Raw genomic sequence first — 18544 nt, forward strand, 5'->3', positions numbered from 1 at the left:
AACTGGCATTCACTTTTGGCAATTTAATGGGCAAATCACCTATAAAAAATCAAGTTATGAATAATGCAGGATTACTTAAAGCGGACAGATATGTTGGCAAAGTGGTACGAATTGAATCAAGCAACGACACATACCCGCTATCCGGTAGTTGATGATCAAAAGCGTGTTGTTGGCATTGTCACATCAAAAGATGTCATCGGTAAAAGCCCAGACACTTTGATAGATAAAGTCATGACAAAAACTCCTAAAACTGTGTTTAAACAAACATCACTTGCTTACGCAGCCCACATGATGATTTGGGAAGCGATTGAATTAGTTCCAGTAGTCGGACAAAACCATCAATTGATTGGTTTGATCTCAAGACAAGACGTCTTAAAAGCACTTCAACACGTTCAACGGCAACCGCAAGTCGGTGAAACAATTGATGATATTGCCACAAGTGGTCTATCGATGCAACAAGATGGTTCATCAATAACATATAAAACAAAAATTACACCACAAATGACGAACTCACTCGGCACCTTATCTAACGGTGTATTTGTTTCATTTGTAACTGAAGTATCTAGTCGATTAATTACACAAATGAAAAAGGGTGATTTAGTTGCTGAAAATATCTCGGTCTATTTTATTCGACCAGTGCAGATTGAAAGTATTGTTGAAATTGTCCCGAAAATTTTAGAAATTGGGCGAAAATCTGTCAAAATAGATATTGAACTTTATCACGAGAAAGACATCGTTGGTAAAGCTGTCTTGATTGGTCAATTAATCGAACGCTACTAAGAGAAGGGAAGGTCTTTTTATGCAAAAAGAAATATTAGCTCAAATCCGAGAAAAAATCATGGAATATAATCGAATTATTATTCACCGTCATGTCCGTCCAGATCTAGACGCTGTCGGTTCACAAGTTGGATTAGCAACATGGATTAAAGAAAACTTCCCCAACAAGGAAGTCTACTGTGTTGGTGAAAATGATGAGACATTAACTTATTTAGTGACGATGGATGAGATCACTGACCAAATGTATCAAGATGCATTAGTCATTATTTGTGATACGGCAAATCATCCTCGAATTGACGATCAGCGTTATCCTTTAGCAAAAGAACGAATTAAAATTGATCACCATCCAATCGTTGATCAATATGGTGATTTAAACTGGGTTGATACGGAGGCAAGTTCAACTTCTGAAATGATTTATAATTTGATCACATCGAGTGACCAACAAAACTTAAAAATGACGACAGATGTAGCACGATTACTTTATGCAGGGATCATTGGTGATACGGGACGATTTTTATTCCAGAGCACAACACCAAGAACATTTGAAATTGCTTCAGAGCTAGTGAAGCATCCATTTAATCGCTCGGAGATTTATGAAAATTTATATGAAATTAAGCCTGGATTAGCCAAATTAAAAGGCTGGTTACTCGATCAATTGTCAATTGATGATCTAGGTGTCGTCGGAATTAAGTTAACTAAAGATATTTTAGAAAAATATCAAGTAACTGCAGATCAATCGAGTGCACTCGTTCAAGTTTATGGGGGAATAAAAGGGATCGATTGTTGGGCGATGTTTGTTGAAGAAGATGATCAGATTCGGGTTCGAATTCGGTCGAAAAAGACAAAAATTAACCATGTTGCTGAACAGTTCAATGGTGGTGGCCATCCGTTTGCTTCAGGTGCTACCGTTTATAGTTGGGCAGAGGCAGATCGGCTAATAGAAGCATTAAAAGCAGCCTGCAAGTAGGATGATGTAAGACTCGGATTATTAAATGTGTCCGAGTCTTTCACTTACTATTGTTAAAAATCAAGCTCAATGTGTATTTGACTCTGCTCATTAATAAAGAGATGCTTAATTTTTGCGCGATAGGTAAAGTCATCGATTTTATAGGTTTTGTTTTCAATGGTTCGGATTAATAATGGATAGTGTTCTGTTAATGTTGTCACTTCTTTTCCGATAATATCATTTACTTCATTTTTGATTAATTCAGTGAGTTCGTGTAGGCTAAAACGATCTAATTTAAATACATCTGCATTTGTAATTAGGATATCGACTGAATGAATGTGTAATTTTTCTTGATATTTTTGATTTAAATCCGACATATTTTCTTCTAATATTCGATAATTCAGTTGTAGTTCCTGGTTTTCAATTCTTAATTGTAAATTTTCTTCAATCCGTTTTTCCAACAATTGACCATACATGTAAATAAAAACGAAGTAACTGATGATTGCTCCGATAAAAAGGCCGACAAAAAAGCGTTGCCAGTTTTTGTTTTTATAATAAGGGAAGAGATGCATTAGTTTAGTTCCTCTTGGGTGAACCATTCAATGACTAAGAGTGCTACTTGGACACCACCCATGGCTGTTACTATGATTAGAATTTGTTTAACAATATCAATTGTTGAGCCTTGCATAATGCCACGTTCAAAATTTGAGATGACATCAAAGGTTCCTCCTATAGCGGCCACGATCGCCCAAATACGAAGACTTTTTGCAATTCTAGCGATTGATGTTAATGGTGGCTCGCCACTAGCAAAGGCGCCGATACTTCCGATAAATGCACCACCAATAATCACGCCAAGGGCAAGAAAAAAACACTGAATCATTGTCGCAAAAAAACGTTCCTCCATCATTTTTCTCCTTTATTTAAATACTCAACTTTCGCAGATCAAAATGCGTAAGTAAACCTTGGTATGGTGAGCTACTCATTGTCCACATTGACTTTACTTGTACACACGGAAAATTTAATCACAGATCCTTAGTTTGAGCGTTAATTCGTTCCGAAAAGCAACAGGTTCGCTTTTCGCGGGGATGGCTTCAGCTAACTTTTGTAGCAAGAACCGCTACAAAAGTGGATCTTCAGCTCATCCTATTCCCGCAGAAGTCTCACCTATTGCTTATCTCCACTTAGAGTTGCTGTTGTTACTTTAACTAATAAGTTTATTTAGTTGGAAAATGTAAAGAAAATAAATTGTGTCAATTTTCATAGTACAAAATCATAATCAAAACACGAATCTTTACAAGCAAGATAATAAAGACCATACGTAAATAAGAAAGTAAAATCAAGTGATTGGAACGGTGGGCGGCGACTCCAGCGGGAAAAGCACGAGTCCGAAAATCCTTATTGCGACACGGTAGTGGAGCAATAAAAGTTGAGGCCGGGCCCGCGGAAAGCGTCCGCCTAGAGTGAAAATCACGGGTCTAGTACTAACAAAATTATTCGTATTTTACTCTCAATTAGGGAATTGTAAAATTGATTTAATCAAATAGACTTGATTTGAAATTTAAACACTTTATTGAAAGCAATGTTAGTCTGAATCAATTGATTTCGTTTGTTCTAATCTATGTTAAAAGATGCTCGACTATGTTTTATTTTTCAAATCACAAATTTTTCAGCTATAATAGAAGCAATTCATTCTTTTGAAAGTGAGGTCGTTTAAATGTCGTTTGTTCATTTGCAAGTGAGAAGTGGTTATACATTTATGCGTAGTACCGTTAAAATCAATCAACTTGTTAAAAAAGCTAAACAAGATGGGATGGCAGCGATTGCTTTAACCGACCACAATGTTCTTCATGGTGCGATTGAATTTTATCGATCATGTAAACAAGAAGAGATTCAACCAATCATTGGGATGGAAACGACTGTTGAAGTAAACGGAAAAATTAACAACGTACTTGTTCTAGCTAAAAATAATCAAGGTTATCAGTCATTATTAAAAATTAGCTCAATGATCCAAACAGCAGAAGAAAAGCAAATTCAACTGACTGAGTTTACTAAACAGTTAAAAGAATGTATTTTGATCTTACCGATTGAAACAACTCAATTAAGAGATTTTTTCAATGAAAATGATCCAGAAATGATACGAGCATTTTTACAAATTTGGCCGGAACAACCGTTGATTGGCATTAACCGGTTTGAACTTGACTTGATTGGGGCAGCAAGCCAACTAGGTGTCGACCTTGTTGCATTAGGTGACGTACGATATGTGGAAAAAACAGATCAACAAGCCTATCGATACTTACGGGCAATGGATCAAAAAGTAAAACTCGTTATTCAAGATACTCAACGATATCAACATTTTTTTACTCAGACTGAAGCGAATGCATATTTTCAAGATCAGTTAAAGCTTATTGAAAAGACGCAAGAAATTGCTGATCAATGTCAAGTTAGTTTTGATTTTGACCAACAACACTTACCAAAGTATCCAGTGCCAGAAGATAAAACAGCCCATGTTTATTTACGTGAACGATGCGAGCAAATGTTAATTGAAAAATATTCTACGGACAAACAAGAAGCAGCTCAAGCGCGATTAGATTATGAACTCTCAGTCATTGAAAGCATGGACTTTAGTGATTATTTTTTAATTGTATGGGATTTTGTTCGTTTTGCTAAAACTGAAGGTATTTTAGTTGGTCCAGGACGTGGTTCTGCAGCGGGTTCCTTAGTTGCCTATTTATTAGAGATTACAAATATCGATCCGATTCAATACAATTTATTATTTGAACGGTTTTTAAATCCAGAACGGATCTCGATGCCGGATATTGACATCGATTTTTCAGATTATCGGAGAAATGAAGTCATTGAATATGTCAAGGGAAAGTATGGTTATGATTCTGTCGCTCAGATCGGTACTTTTGGTTCATTCAAAACACGCTCAACGATTCGTGAATTGGCTAAAGCTTTTGATTTAGCAAATGAGGATTTAACGTTTATCTTAAATGAGATCCCGGGACAAGGTGCACAATCAGTTGGAAAAACAATTAAACAATCGCAATCATTATTAGATTATATTAATCACAATCCTTACTTGAAGGATTTTTTCAAAGTGGCTAGCGTGATTGAAGATTTACCTAGGAATATGTCGACTCATGCAGCTGGTGTTATTATCCATGATCATCCGCTGGTTGAATTTGTGCCCTTAATTACGGACGGTTCGGGCAATAAATTGACTCAATTCGCAATGGATGATGTAGAACGAATTGGTTTATTAAAAATGGACTTTCTAGGATTGCGTAATTTAACGACAATTGAACGGATTATGAAGATGATTGCCCGTTATGAAGGAAATGATCTTGATTTAGAACAGATTCCATTAGATGATTCTGCAACGTATACGATTTTTCAAACAGGCAAAACAAACGGGATTTTTCAATTTGAATCACAAGGGATGAAAAATGTGTTAACGCGCTTAAAACCTACGCACTTTGAGGATGTAGTCGCTGTTAACGCCCTTTATCGTCCGGGACCGATGGATTTTATCGATACGTATATTAACCGAAAAAACAACCGAGAAAAAGTGAGTTATCTGCATCCTGACTTAAAACCAATCCTCGAATCAACATATGGTGTCTTAATTTATCAAGAGCAAATTATTCAGTTAGCCCATCGTTTTGCTGGATTAAGTCTAGGTAAAGCTGATATTTTACGAAGAGCAGTTAGCAAGAAAGATCGCAGCGAGCTGGAAGATTTAAAGCAGCAATTTATTGATGGTTGTTTAAACAAAGGCTATTCACAAAAGATTGCTGACGAATTATTTTCATGGATTGTTCGATTTGCGAACTACGGATTTAATCGGAGTCATGCGGTTGCCTATAGTATGATTGCATATTATTTAGCTTATTTTAAAGCGAATTATCCCGTTTACTTTATTGTCGAGTTATTAAATACGGTTATTGGTGAACAGACGAAAACAGCTAACTATATTAAAGAAGCGCAACAAAATAATCTAACGTTACTTGCCCCGACGATCAATAAAAGCCATTATTATTATCAACCAGAAAATGGTCAGATAAGAATGGGGTTATCATCGATTAAACGATTGAGTTACCCAATTGTTAATGAAATTATTCAAGTTAGGAAAAAGGCTAACTTTAAAAGTTTATTTGATTTTTGTATGCGCATTAATCTTAAAATCGTTAACCGAGGATCGATCGAAACATTGATATTAGCAGGTGCATTTGATGAATTTGGTGTTGAAAGAGCTTCATTGCTTGCATCTGTTGACCAAGCGATTGAACAAGGTGAATTATTTGGTGGGATGGATGATCAGGAATCTTTTTTTGGTCATTTAATCAACTTAGATGATCGTTATCAAGAAGTTGAGCCATTTGATTTGTTAGAAAAATTGAGTTTTGAAAAAGAATTGCTCGGTCTATATGTTTCTGACCATCCACTCGAAGTGAATCGTCGTAAATTGAGAGCAAATGGTATTATGGATTGGGCTTACTTTTACCAAAATCGGCAAGTGAAAAATATTTCGTTCGCAACTGTGATTCAAAAAATTAAGCAAATTAGAACGAAACGTGGTGACTCGATGGCTTTCATTGAGTTTAGTGATGAAAAGTTAGAAGTTGATGGGGTTATTTTTCCTGATTTATATCGAGAGGTGAAATTGACCTTAAATGAACAAATGTTTTGTTTAGTGAAAGGAAAGAAAGAACTACGAAATGGCAAGGAACAGATAATCGTAGAACAGATTGAACCATTAGATTTATCGGCAATTGATTCAATGTCTAAACTTTCACAACGGTTGTTCATTCAAGTGGTAGATCGTTCAGAGCTTCAGGCAACAATAAATTTGTTGAAAAAATTAGCGAATCAAAACCCAGGTGGAATTCCAATCATCATTCATCAAAAAGATCAAAACAAAACATTCCAACTGGCTGAAACCTATTCAATTATGAGCAATTACCAAGTGCTTCATACCCTAAAAAAACAACTCGGTGATCCTAATGTTGTATTGAAATAGCGATGAGTTCGACTCATAGCGACTTATACGTGTTAAAACACGAATGATAGATTTGGATAAAACCCATGATTTCCAACAAAAGTGGAAATCATGGATGATCAGCTAAAATAAACTGTTTTTTCTAATAATAAGCTGTTGTTATTTACACCAGGTACTAATTTGGTATAATAGAGAAGCTACTTCGTAAAAGAGATCAGATTTTCAATTCAAACAAATGAAGGGTGCGGTTTAGATTGTCAAGTTTAAAAGAAAATGCATTAAAGATGCATCGAGATAGCAAAGGTAAAATCTCAGTCAAATCAAAAGTCAAAGTCACAAATGCAGAGGAACTCAGCCTAGCCTATTCACCGGGTGTCGCAGAACCTTGCTTAGAAATTAGTCAAGACAAAGAAAAAGCCTATTTGTACACAATGAAAAGCCAAATGGTTGGCGTCATATCAAATGGTACGGCTGTACTAGGACTAGGAAACATTGGTGCACAAGCCGCACTTCCTGTTATGGAAGGTAAAGCAGTCTTATTTAAAAATTTTGCTGATGTTGATGCATTTCCAATTTGCCTTGATACAACAGATCCAGATCAATTGATTGACACTGTTCAAATGCTCGCACCGAACTTTGGCGGTATTAATCTTGAAGATATTGCAGCGCCTGATTGTTTTTACGTTGAAGAAAAGTTAAAACAATTATTAGATATTCCTGTTTTTCATGATGATCAACATGGAACGGCGATTGTGACAGTGGCTGGCTTAGTTAACGCACTTAAACTCGTTGATAAGCAGATGTCTGAAATTAAAGTAGTTGTCAATGGTGCAGGCGCAGCTGGAATCGCGATCGTTCGATTACTCAATCAGTTTGGAGTCAAGCAAATTGTTATTTGTGATTCACAAGGTGCGATTTATAGAGGACGCGAGCAGGGGATGAACCCAATTAAACAGACGATCGCTAAAGAAACAAATGATCAGAAAGAGACTGGAGATTTAAAAGCAGTGATGAAAAACGCTGATGTATTTATCGGTGTCTCTTTGGCCAACTTAGTTGATCAAGACATGGTTCGTTCGATGAATCGTGATCCAATTATCTTTGCGATGGCTAACCCAAATCCAGAAATTATGCCAGAAGATGCGCTTGCAGCTGGAGCAAGAGTTGTCGGAACTGGTCGATCAGATTATCCAAACCAGGTCAATAACGTGTTAGCATTCCCTGGTATTTTTAAGGGAGCATTAACTGTGATGGCATCAGAGATTAATGAACCGATGAAAATTGCAGCCGTTCATGCGATTGCAGAATTAATCGACAAAGAGGACTTATCCGAAACATATATTATTCCAGATCCATTTGATCCACGTGTGGCGCAGGCTGTCGGTCAAGCTGTTGCTAAAGCTGCCCAGGAATCAGGTGTCGCTTCAAGAAATTAATTGACCTGATACGTTTAATTTAAGCTTTAAATCTCTTATTTAGGAGGGACTCAGGATGCCGTTAAAACGTATTTTTAAGAAAAAACGAAAATATGCAGCTCTTCCAACTGAAAAAGCCAAGCAAGATATCCCTGAAGGGCTAGTTGAGAAGTGCCAACAATGTTCAAAAATTTTTTATGAAAAAGAATGGAAAAATAACCTTCACGTTTGTCCATCCTGTGGAACACACCATAAGATGACCGCGAAAGAAAGAATCGCAAGTTTAATCGATGAGGGAAGTTTTCAAGAGTGGGATGCTGAGCTCAAAACAACGAATCCATTAAACTTTCCAGAATATGAGCAAAAATTAACTCGAGATCAAGAAAAAACGGGTTTGAATGATGCAATTATTACTGGAAGAGGAAAAATAAATAAAACGGATGTTGTGCTAGTCGTGATGGACCCATTTTTCCGGATGGCTAGTATGGGCGGTGTTGTTGGTGAAAAAATTGCCCGTGCTTTGGAAAGGGCAAAGGACAGTCAGTTGCCGGTTATCATTTTTACAGCATCAGGTGGGGCACGAATGCAAGAAGGTATGATCAGTCTAATGCAGATGGCCAAAACAGCAATGGCTGTTGACCGTTTTGATCAAGCGGGTGGTTGTTTGATTGTTGTGATGACAAATCCAACGACCGGTGGAGTGACGGCAAGCTTTGCTTCGATTGGTGATTATCATTTTGCAGAGCCTAATGCATTGATTGGGTTTGCGGGTCGAAGAATTATTGAACAGACGATTCGCGAGAAATTACCGGATGATTTTCAAACTGCTGAATTTCAATTGGAACAAGGTCAAATTGATCGAATTGTCAAACGTTCTGCACTAAAACAATTGTTAACAACCGTATTAGACCTCCATACCGTAGGGAGTGATCATTTATGAAACAATTCTTAGATTTTGAAAAACCAATTTTTGAATTAAAAGATAAAATTACTGAGTTGAAACAGATGGCAGATGAAAGTGAACTTGATTTAGCTGAAGATATTCATCGGCTAGAAACAAGACTTGTCAATTTAGAAGAAAATATTTATCAACATCTATCTGCTTGGGATCGTGTTCAAATCGCCAGACATCCAGAGCGACCAACGGCATTAGATTATATTGATCATTTGTTCACTGACTTTATTGAACTCCATGGTGATCGATTATTTCGAGATGATCCGGCAATTATAACTGGAATTGCTAGCTATAAAGGTCAGCCAGTAACAGTGATTGCTCAGCAGCGTGGGAAGAATACAAAAGAAAATATTTATCGTAATTTTGCTAGTGCTCATCCAGAAGGCTATCGTAAAGCACTTCGTCAAATGAAGTTAGCTGAAAAATTTAATCGACCGATTATTTCATTTATTGATACAAAAGGTGCTCATCCAGGTAAAGGGGCAGAAGAAAGAGGCCAAGGTGAGGCGATTGCTCGTAACTTAAAGGAAATGGCACAACTTCGAGTACCTAGCTTATCAATCGTGATTGGTGAAGGTGGAAGTGGTGGTGCGTTGGGCATTGGTTTGACAGATCAAATCTATATGTTAGAAAACTCAATTTACTCAGTCATTTCTCCAGAGGGAGCAGCCAGTATTCTATGGAAAGATGCGACAAAAGCAAAAGAGGCAGCTCAATCGTTAAAATTGAATGCTCAAGATTTAAAGCAACTTGATATTATTGATGATATTATTCCTGAGCCAAAAGGTGGCGCCCATCGAGATTTTCAAATGCAAGCAGCGTACTTAGATGTTCATATTAAAAAGTCGATTAAATATTTACAGAGCCTCCCGGTCGAAGAACTGATCGACCGGCGTTGGGAAAAGTACAAGAAAATTGGAGAATTTCAAAATTAAGTCACGTAATATGTGTCACTCGATAAAACAATAAATATTGTTAGTCAAATGATTTAAATTTCACCCCTAAAAGTGTATATTTAGGGGTGAGATTTTGTTAACTTTAATGTATAATCTTAATGGGCGTGATATTAGGATATATCTACATGTTTATGTTAAGCTTATAGAGTGTAGATTTTAGATTGAGGTGATTAAATGAAGAAGATAGCCGTTTTAACAAGTGGCGGAGATGCTCCAGGCATGAATGCAGCGATTCGAGCTGTTGTTAGAAAAGGGATCTATCAAGGACTTGAAATATACGGAGTTTCTAACGGATTTCAGGGCTTGATGGACGGTAAAATTGAGAAGATGGAATTAGGATCGGTTGGTGATATTATCCAACGAGGTGGAACCATTCTTTTTTCTGCTCGTTCCGAAGAATTTAAAACGGATCAAGGTCAAGAACTTGCAATCAAACAATTGAAAAAACTAGGTATTGAAGGATTGATTGTTCTTGGTGGTGATGGATCGTTTACAGGTGCGTTGAAATTAACAGAGAAAGGCTTTCCTTGTGTTGGAATTCCGTGTACAATTGATAATGATATTCCTGGCACTGACTTTACAGTTGGTTTTGATACAGCATTAAACACAATTGTAGAGGCTGCCGATAAAATAAGAGATACAGCAACTTCTCATGAGCGTACATATGTGATTGAGGTTATGGGCAGGGATGCAGGGGATTTAGCACTTTGGTCAGGACTAGCAAACGGTGCTGAAAGTGTGATTATTCCTGAGCGTGATGAACCTTTTGAAAATGTGATTGAGCGTTTAAAAAGAGGACGAGCACGTGGGAAAAAGCATAGTATCATTATTTTGGCTGAAGGTGTTGGAAGTGGAATTGAGCTAGGTAAACGGATTGAAGAAACAGCTGGTCAAGAAACACGTGTAACTGTATTGGGACACATCCAACGAGGTGGTCAGCCGACTGGTTCAGATCGTGTTTTAGCGAGTCGTCTCGGAGCAAAGGCGATCGATTTATTGCTTAATGGTGAAGAAGGTATGATGGTCGGCATTGAGGCTAACCAGCTTACTCAGCACAAAATTGCGGATATTCTTAGTAAGCCGCACAACCTAGATATGAGTTTATATAAACTAATGGGGGAACTATCTATCTAAAATTACAATAGATATTATAGTGTTTTTATAAATATGAAGGAGGAAATGAAATAATGAGAAAAACAAAGATCGTATGTACGATAGGACCAGTTTCAGAATCAATTGAAAAAACAACAGAATTAATTGCGGCGGGTATGAACGTTTCGCGTCTGAATTTTTCACACGGGGATTTTGAAGAGCATGGTAATCGAATTAAAAATATTCGCGAAGCTTCAAAGAAATTAGGTAAAACAGTAGCGATTCTTCTAGATACTAAAGGCCCTGAAATCCGTACTGGAACAATGGCTGAAGGTAAGGTAGATATTGTTAAAGGTCAAACAATTAATATTTCAATGGATGAGACTGTAAAAGGAACTAAAGAGTGTTTTGCGATTACTTATCCGAATTTAATTAACGATGTTCACGTAGGCTCAAAGATTCTTTTAGATGATGGTTTAGTTGAACTAGAAGTTACAGACATTTTAAAAGATAAAAATGAACTCCAAACAAAAGCACTTAACTCAGGTGTATTAAAAGATAAAAAAGGAGTCAACGTGCCAAATGTAAGTGTTAACTTACCAGGGATGACTGAAAAAGATGCTCAAGATATTCTATTTGGTATTGAGCAAGGCGTAGACTATATCGCTGCATCATTTATTCGACGTGCAGCTGACGTTTTATCTATTCGTGAGCACCTTGATAAAAATGGTGGTAAAGATATTCAAATTATCTCTAAAATTGAAAACCAAGAAGGTGTCGATAACCTAGATGCGATCCTTCAGGTATCAGATGGTATTATGGTAGCACGTGGAGACTTAGGTGTTGAAATTCCACCTGAAGATGTACCAGTTGTTCAAAAATCAATGATCCAAAAATGTAATCTAGCTGGTAAACCAGTTATTACAGCAACACAAATGTTAGACTCAATGGAACGCAACCCAAGACCTACTCGTGCAGAAGCTTCAGACGTCGCAAACGCAATTTTTGACGGAACAGACGCGATTATGTTGTCTGGTGAAACCGCTGCAGGTGATTACCCAGTTCAAGCAGTTCAAACAATGCATAATATTGCAATTAAAACTGAAGCTAATTTAGACCATAAAGCAATTCTTGATAAGCGTTCGAAATCAAGCGACATTACAATGACAGATGCGATTAGCCAATCTGTAAATCACACTGCTATGAATTTAGATGTTAATGCAATCTTAGCGCCAACAGTGAGTGGTCATACAGCTCGTGTCATTTCGAAATATCGACCAAAAGCACCAATTATTGCCGTTACTTTTGATGAAAGAGTAAGTCGTGGTTTATCATTAGTATGGGGTGTTCACACGATTGTTGGTGACGTTGCTTATACAACAGATAAAGTACTAAATGTTGCAATTGATCGTGGTTTAGAAACAAACCTATTAAAGCGTGGTGACCGTGTTGTAATTACTGCAGGTGTACCTGTTGGTGAGAGCGGTACAACAAACATGATGAAAGTTCACATCATTGGTGATGTCTTAACTAAAGGTCAAGGCGTAGGTAAAGGCAGTTCATTCGGACGTGTAGTTGTGGCAAAAAACGCTACAGAAGCGAATGAAAAAGTAAGCTATGGTGATATTCTTGTCACACAAGCAACAGATAAAGGCATGATGCCTGCATTAGAAAAAGCAAATGGTATTATTACTGTTGAAGGTGGCTTAACTTCACACGCGGCAGTTGTTGGACTTGACTTATCAATCCCTGTTATCGTTGGTGTTGATAACGCGCTTACTGTTCTAGAAGAAGGTAAAGAAATTACAGTAGATGCTAAACGTGGCGATATTTACAGTGGTAGAGCAAGTATTTTATAAAATTAGAATCGTAAAAATTAGTAGATCAAAAAGGGGGAAGTTCCCCCTTTTTTTATCTAAAATTTTAACTTCTGAAGAGGTGCTATCATGTTTAAGTGGTTATTATTTATTTTAATTACCGTTCCTTTAATTGAATTATCAATCATCATCTGGGCGAGTTCGTACATTAGTGGTTGGTCGATTATCGGTATGATTGTTTTAACTGGTTTCATTGGGGCAACTTTGGCCAAACAACAAGGCATTGAAGCGCTCCGACGTGCACAAGTCAGTATGCAGAATGGACAACTTCCAAGTGAACTTTTTTTTGATGGGCTTGCAATTTTAATTGGGGGACTTGCTTTATTAATGCCTGGATTTTTAACGGATCTGTTTGGTTTGATCTTACTGATACCGCTGACAAGACGGGTCTTTAAAACATGGTTAAAAGCAATTTTCCAAAATATGATTAATCAAAAACATCACATTATTTATCGTCGTTTTTAGGGTGTTCTTCCGAAGCGAATATAACGATAAACCATTTGATCAAGCTGGCTAAGCTTGATCGCTTGAATCGTAATTAACATAATTGGTGTGAATAGGACACCGAATAAGCCAAAACTTAAAAAACAAAGATAGCCAATACTGATCACAAATAATGCGTTCATACCAATTTGTTCAGAGACTAATTTTGGCTCTAGAAACTGTCTGACACCGACAATGATGAGATAAATAATTGAAAGTTCAATTGCGATGATAAATTGTCGAGTGATTAAACAATAAATAATCCATGGCCAGAGCAACAAGCCAACACCAATTATAGGGATAAAGTCAATGAGTCCAACGACGATGCCTAACGTAAAAGCACGATCAATTTTTAAAAAATAAAAACCAATGATGAGTACAACGATCGTTACGCTAGTGACAATGAGTTGTGCTTTTATGTATCCCCAACTAATTTTAATGAAATATCGGCAAAACAGTCGACTGATTTGACTGATTTTCTTTGGCAACCAATTGACCAGCCGTTGTTGATATGCCTTCCAATCTTTACATAATAAGATCGTCAAAATCGTCACGATAATTGTTGTAGACGTTATTTCAACCGTTTGAACGATTAAGTCTGTTACAAATGGGATGAAATGATTGGCGAGTTTTTGGCTAGTTGCTATGACAACGTGATAGAGGTTGTCAATCAGCTTGATCAAATTTTCAGCTAGATCATAATCAAATCGGTTTAAAAATAACTCAACATTCAAGAGCGTATTTTCGGTGAAATATTCAATCCAGATCTTGATATGTTCAACGACGACTTGAAAATAAACTGGAAATTGAATGATAATTGAGTCAAACAAATCAATGAGATAAATTAAGACTAGACTGAGACTGATTGATACGATTAAAAATAATGTGATCAGACAAATGATGATAGCCAATGTACGATTCAATTTTAATTTATCCTCGATTAACTGGATCGGCTTTTGTAACAATGCACTTAAACCGACGACAATTACAAATACAAATAAGTAATTGATGACTAGGTAAATGGTGAGTCCAATTCCACTAATGATTAAGATGACAATTAAAACTCTTAACCAAATTGCTATAAAATCTCCAGTCAGTTCCACCACCTGCTTGTCTGTTACTATGTTTATAATTAAAAATATGATAAGATATAACAGATCATGCGATAATTTTTCTAAACGTTATGATTTATGTTAAAATACTTATTATCTAGCTAAAGTTTAAATTGAGGGGACCGCTATGTTTAACTTATCGACGCTTTTTCTAATTATAATATTTACACTCGCCTACATCGGTAAGAACCAATCGATCATGATTGCTGTCTATATTTTGTTAGGCATTCAATTATTAAAGCTTGATGAAAAATTGTTTCCTTTCATTCAGCAAAAGGGCATGACCATTGGTATTACGATCATTACGATATCGGTTTTAGTTCCGATCGCAACAGGTGAAATTGGTTTTAAAGAATTAGTCGACAGCGTAAAAAGTTATTATGGTTGGATCGCATTAGGATCAGGTTTATTTGTCGCAATTGTTGCACGAGGTGGCCTTGATTTACTAACAAATGACCCTCATTTAACGACAGCACTTGTCATGGGAACTATTATCGCTGTTGTATTTTTACAAGGAGTAGCGGTAGGCCCATTAATTGGTGCTGGTATAGCTTATATGATTATGCGAATTGTTGACTTTTTATTCGTAAACTAGTCAATCTTGTCATCTCTAATCAACTGTAAGTCAATACAAAAGATTCAGACTAATATGAAATCAACGACCGCAAGTAAAGAAATTGCCTTTTAATTTTATAGGAAAAGGAGGAAGTTCTATGATAAAAACAAAAGGTTTAGAAGGTGTTGTTCTAACAGACTCAAACATCACTTCAATCGTTGGTACGCAACTTTCTTATGTTGGCTACGCGATTGACGATCTAGTTGAGTCAGCGACATTTGAAGAAGTTATCTACTTGCTTTGGTATAAACGCCTACCAACTCAAGCGGAATTAACAGAATTTAAAGATAATTTATTCGAAGCGATGGAACTACCGGAGGAAATCTACCCACATATCGACTATATGGATTTTAATAAAATTCATCCAATGTCAGCATTACGTTCGATAATTTCTTTATTGGGTGCCTATGATCCTGAGGACTCGCTCACACATGAAGAAGCAAAAATGGAAAAAGCGGTTCGATTACAAGCCCGGATCCTAATTGTGATTACGACGATCGCACGCATTCGTCAAGGTAAGGAAGTGCTTCAACCGAAAAGAGAATATAGTTATGCTGAAAACTTTTTATATTTATTAAAAGGTGACCCTGTTGATCCACTCGAAGCGAAAGCATTTGATCAGGCCCTCATTTTGCATGCTGATCATGAACTAAATGCATCAACTTTTACAGCACGTGTATGTGTTGCTACTCTATCAGACTTATATTCTGGTCTAACTGCGGCAATTAGTGCGTTAAAAGGAGAACTTCACGGTGGTGCAAATGAAGAAGTAATCAAAATGTTGATGGAAATTGGGGAAGTTGATCGTGCCATTCCATACATAAAGGAAAAGATGGCTAATAAGGAAAAAATAATGGGAATGGGACACCGTGTTTATAAAGAAGGTGACCCTCGTGCGAAATTTTTAAAAGAAATGTCGAGACAATTGACGAAAAAAGCTGGTCAAGAAAAGTGGTATCAAATCTCTGAAATTATTGAAGATTATATTAAAAATGAAAAAGGTTTACCAGCTAACGTTGATTTTTATTCAGCATCAACCTATCATTCTATGGGAATTGATCATGATTTATTTACACCGATTTTCGCTATGAGTCGAACATCTGGTTGGGTTGCTCATATGCTTGAGCAATATGATAACAATCGTTTAATTCGCCCACGCTCAAATTATGTTGGACCGAAAAAATTAGACTTCATTCCATTATCAGAGCGCTAGTCAAAGAGTTAGTAAACTAAAAATGATAAATTAATAGATTATTAGGAGGTATTTTTATGGTACAAGGAGAAAAAGTAGTTGTAGAAAACGGTGTATTAAAGACACCAGATCACGTAACAATTCCATTTATTGAAGGAGACGGGACTGGTCCAGATATATGGGCAGCATCTAGTCGTGTATTGGAAGCCGCTGTGGAAAAAGCTTATCAAGGCAAGAAAAGTATCGTTTGGAAAGAAGTTTTAGCTGGTGAGAAAGCTTTTGAAACAACTGGCGAATGGTTACCAGAAGAAACGCTTGATACGATTCGCGACTATAAAATTGCCATTAAAGGTCCACTAACAACACCAATTGGTGGGGGATTCCGGTCATTAAACGTTGCTCTAAGACAAAAACTTGATTTATTTACTTGCCTGCGCCCAGTTCGTTATTTTGATGGTGTTCCTTCACCTGTCAAGCGTCCTGAGGATACTGATATGGCGATCTTCCGCGAGAATACAGAAGATATTTATGCGGGTATTGAATGGGAAAAAGGAACGGCTGAAGCTAAGCGTCTGATTGACTTCCTGAAAAATGAATTAGGTGTGACTAATATTCGTTTCCCTGAAACATCAGGAATAGGTATAAAGCCAATTTCAGAAGAGGGGACACATCGTCTCGTTCGAGCAGCAATTGATTATGCGATTAAAGAAGGTAGAAAAAGTGTGACACTTGTTCATAAAGGGAACATTATGAAGTTTACAGAAGGCGCTTTTAAAAATTGGGGTTATGAATTAGCCGAGAAGGAATACGGTGATAAAGTATTTACGTGGGCTGAATATGATCAGATTGCAGAACAAGATGGTCGAGATGCTGCAAATAAAGCACAAGCTGAAGCTGAAGCGGCAGGTAAGATTATTATTAAAGATGTGATCGCAGATATTTTCTTACAACAAATTCTAACACGTCCGAAAGAGTTTGATGTTGTTGCAACAATGAACTTAAATGGTGATTATATTTCTGATGCATTGGCTGCTCAAGTTGGTGGAATTGGGATTGCACCTGGTGCGAATATTAACTATGAAACTGGACATGCTATTTTTGAAGCAACACATGGTACAGCACCTAAATATGCAGGTCTTGATAAAGTGAATCCATCGTCTGTTATTTTGTCTGGTGTATTAATGTTAGAGCACTTAGGCTGGAACGAAGCGGCTAAATTGATTACCGATTCAATGAATCAGACGATCAGTTCAAAAGTCGTCACATATGACTTCGCTCGTCTAATGGATGATGCTAAAGAAGTTAAAACATCAGAATTCGCTGATGAATTAATTAAGAATATGGGATAATTTAACGACATTCAAACTCATTATTACTGATTCAGGTGACTATTTTGAGTAATATTTCAGGTTCATATCGGTGATTTCACTGCAGGCGGATGCTTGTCGCGGGGATGGATCTTCGGCTCATCCGCGGAAATAAAGAACAATTTCCTTCGTGCGATGTATCGTTGCCGAAGCATTCCTTGTCCTATTCCCGCTGGAGTCACCGCCTTCCACTCAAACACCTAGATAATGTACTTGTAACAAAACTGTATATTATTTAGAGTTATTGTTTGGGAGTAAGCATTGGCTTTGGCAATTAAGCAATCGATTAATGAGTATAAACGGATGATATTTAGTTACATAAATATTATTCGTTTTTTTATTAGGTATAAAGTTTAGTTACTGTATAAGTATAGAATATCTGTCTAGTGATTGGAACGGCAGGCGGCGACTCCTGTGGGAAAAATCGTGTCCGAAGATCCAGTGATAAAAGCTTGAAAAGCTTTTATCAATTAGCTGAGGCCGATCCCACGGAAAGCGTCCGCCTAGAGTGGAAATCACCGTGCTACCTCTAGCTCCATCATTCATGTTCTAAATTGAATTAAGTAATTATGAGATTAATTAAAATTTACTGTAAATTAACATTGTAAATAATATTTTACATATTTACGGAAGCTTTATGATTCACAATTTCATAGTAAAGTTGTATGATTAATGTAAAGACGGTAGTGTAAAAAGTTCTATGAAAAGATACTGAATTGGAGGATGAATTCAAAATACAATATGTTTTTTGATC

Annotated in this window: 15 protein-coding genes; 12 read left to right on the plus strand and 3 right to left on the minus strand. The window is 36.8% G+C overall.

Annotated features, from left to right (window positions below; translation table 11 throughout):
• Positions 1–93: 93 nt before the first annotated feature.
• On the plus strand, positions 94–780 hold the full coding sequence (locus ABD814_RS11720; protein ID WP_344913370.1) for a CBS domain-containing protein: 687 nt from the start codon (positions 94–96) through the stop codon (positions 778–780).
• A 19-nt stretch (positions 781–799) separates the two neighbouring features.
• The gene (locus tag ABD814_RS11725) at positions 800–1744 is read left to right on the plus strand and encodes a DHH family phosphoesterase (protein WP_344913373.1); all 945 of its coding nucleotides are present in this window, start codon (positions 800–802) and stop codon (positions 1742–1744) included.
• A 53-nt stretch (positions 1745–1797) separates the two neighbouring features.
• On the opposite strand, the gene ytrI is transcribed toward ABD814_RS11725, so the two are convergent.
• Together ytrI and ytrH are read right to left on the minus strand one after the other, a co-directional pair.
• Positions 1798–2295, minus strand: coding sequence for a sporulation membrane protein YtrI (gene ytrI, locus ABD814_RS11730; protein ID WP_344913375.1), 498 nt, complete (start codon positions 2293–2295; stop codon positions 1798–1800).
• The gene (gene ytrH / locus ABD814_RS11735) at positions 2295–2627 is read right to left on the minus strand and encodes a sporulation membrane protein YtrH (protein WP_344913377.1); all 333 of its coding nucleotides are present in this window, start codon (positions 2625–2627) and stop codon (positions 2295–2297) included. The genes ytrI and ytrH overlap by 1 nt, the downstream gene beginning before the upstream one ends.
• Before the next feature lie 810 nt (positions 2628–3437).
• Here ytrH and dnaE point away from each other — a divergent pair.
• The 7 genes from dnaE (at position 3438) to ABD814_RS11770 (ending at position 13485) form a co-directional block, all read left to right on the plus strand.
• A complete protein-coding gene (gene dnaE, locus ABD814_RS11740) occupies positions 3438–6746 on the plus strand; it encodes a DNA polymerase III subunit alpha (RefSeq protein ID WP_344913379.1) in 3309 nt (1102 codons plus the stop codon).
• Positions 6747–7009: 263 nt separating this feature from the next.
• Entirely contained in the window at positions 7010–8161 is a 1152-nt protein-coding gene (locus ABD814_RS11745; RefSeq protein ID WP_344913398.1) for an NAD(P)-dependent malic enzyme, read from the plus strand.
• A gap of 55 nt (positions 8162–8216) precedes the next feature.
• Positions 8217–9080 (plus strand): acetyl-CoA carboxylase, carboxyltransferase subunit beta, encoded by an 864-nt coding sequence (gene accD / locus ABD814_RS11750; RefSeq protein ID WP_344913381.1) that lies wholly within the window; start codon positions 8217–8219, stop codon positions 9078–9080.
• Positions 9077–10030, plus strand: a complete 954-nt coding sequence (locus tag ABD814_RS11755; protein ID WP_344913383.1) for an acetyl-CoA carboxylase carboxyltransferase subunit alpha — start codon at positions 9077–9079, stop codon at positions 10028–10030. The genes accD and ABD814_RS11755 overlap by 4 nt, the downstream gene beginning before the upstream one ends.
• Positions 10031–10225: 195 nt before the next feature.
• The gene (gene pfkA, locus ABD814_RS11760) at positions 10226–11185 is read left to right on the plus strand and encodes a 6-phosphofructokinase (protein WP_344913385.1); all 960 of its coding nucleotides are present in this window, start codon (positions 10226–10228) and stop codon (positions 11183–11185) included.
• A 53-nt stretch (positions 11186–11238) separates the two neighbouring features.
• A complete protein-coding gene (gene pyk, locus ABD814_RS11765; RefSeq protein WP_344913387.1) occupies positions 11239–13002 on the plus strand; it encodes a pyruvate kinase in 1764 nt (587 codons plus the stop codon).
• 87 nt (positions 13003–13089) lie between these two features.
• Positions 13090–13485, plus strand: coding sequence for an FxsA family protein (locus tag ABD814_RS11770; RefSeq protein WP_344913388.1), 396 nt, complete (start codon positions 13090–13092; stop codon positions 13483–13485).
• On the opposite strand, the gene ABD814_RS11775 is transcribed toward ABD814_RS11770, so the two are convergent.
• Positions 13482–14606 carry an AI-2E family transporter gene (locus ABD814_RS11775; protein ID WP_344913390.1) on the minus strand — a complete coding sequence of 375 codons (1125 nt, stop codon included), beginning with the start codon at positions 14604–14606 and terminating at the stop codon, positions 13482–13484. The two genes, ABD814_RS11770 and ABD814_RS11775, sit on opposite strands and share 4 nt — an antisense overlap.
• Positions 14607–14742: 136 nt before the next feature.
• Here ABD814_RS11775 and ABD814_RS11780 point away from each other — a divergent pair, with 136 nt between their 5' ends.
• The 3 genes from ABD814_RS11780 (at position 14743) to icd (ending at position 17772) form a co-directional block, all read left to right on the plus strand.
• Positions 14743–15210, plus strand: a complete 468-nt coding sequence (locus ABD814_RS11780) for a DUF441 domain-containing protein (protein ID WP_344913392.1) — start codon at positions 14743–14745, stop codon at positions 15208–15210.
• Between the two features lie 118 nt (positions 15211–15328).
• Positions 15329–16444 (plus strand): citrate/2-methylcitrate synthase, encoded by a 1116-nt coding sequence (locus ABD814_RS11785; RefSeq protein ID WP_344913394.1) that lies wholly within the window; start codon positions 15329–15331, stop codon positions 16442–16444.
• A 56-nt stretch (positions 16445–16500) separates the two neighbouring features.
• The gene (gene icd, locus ABD814_RS11790) at positions 16501–17772 is read left to right on the plus strand and encodes an NADP-dependent isocitrate dehydrogenase (protein WP_344913396.1); all 1272 of its coding nucleotides are present in this window, start codon (positions 16501–16503) and stop codon (positions 17770–17772) included.
• Positions 17773–18544: the final 772 nt, after the last annotated feature.

It is taken from the genome of Amphibacillus indicireducens, assembly GCF_039539605.1.
In the GTDB taxonomy this organism is placed as follows: domain Bacteria; phylum Bacillota; class Bacilli; order Bacillales; family Amphibacillaceae; genus Amphibacillus; species Amphibacillus indicireducens.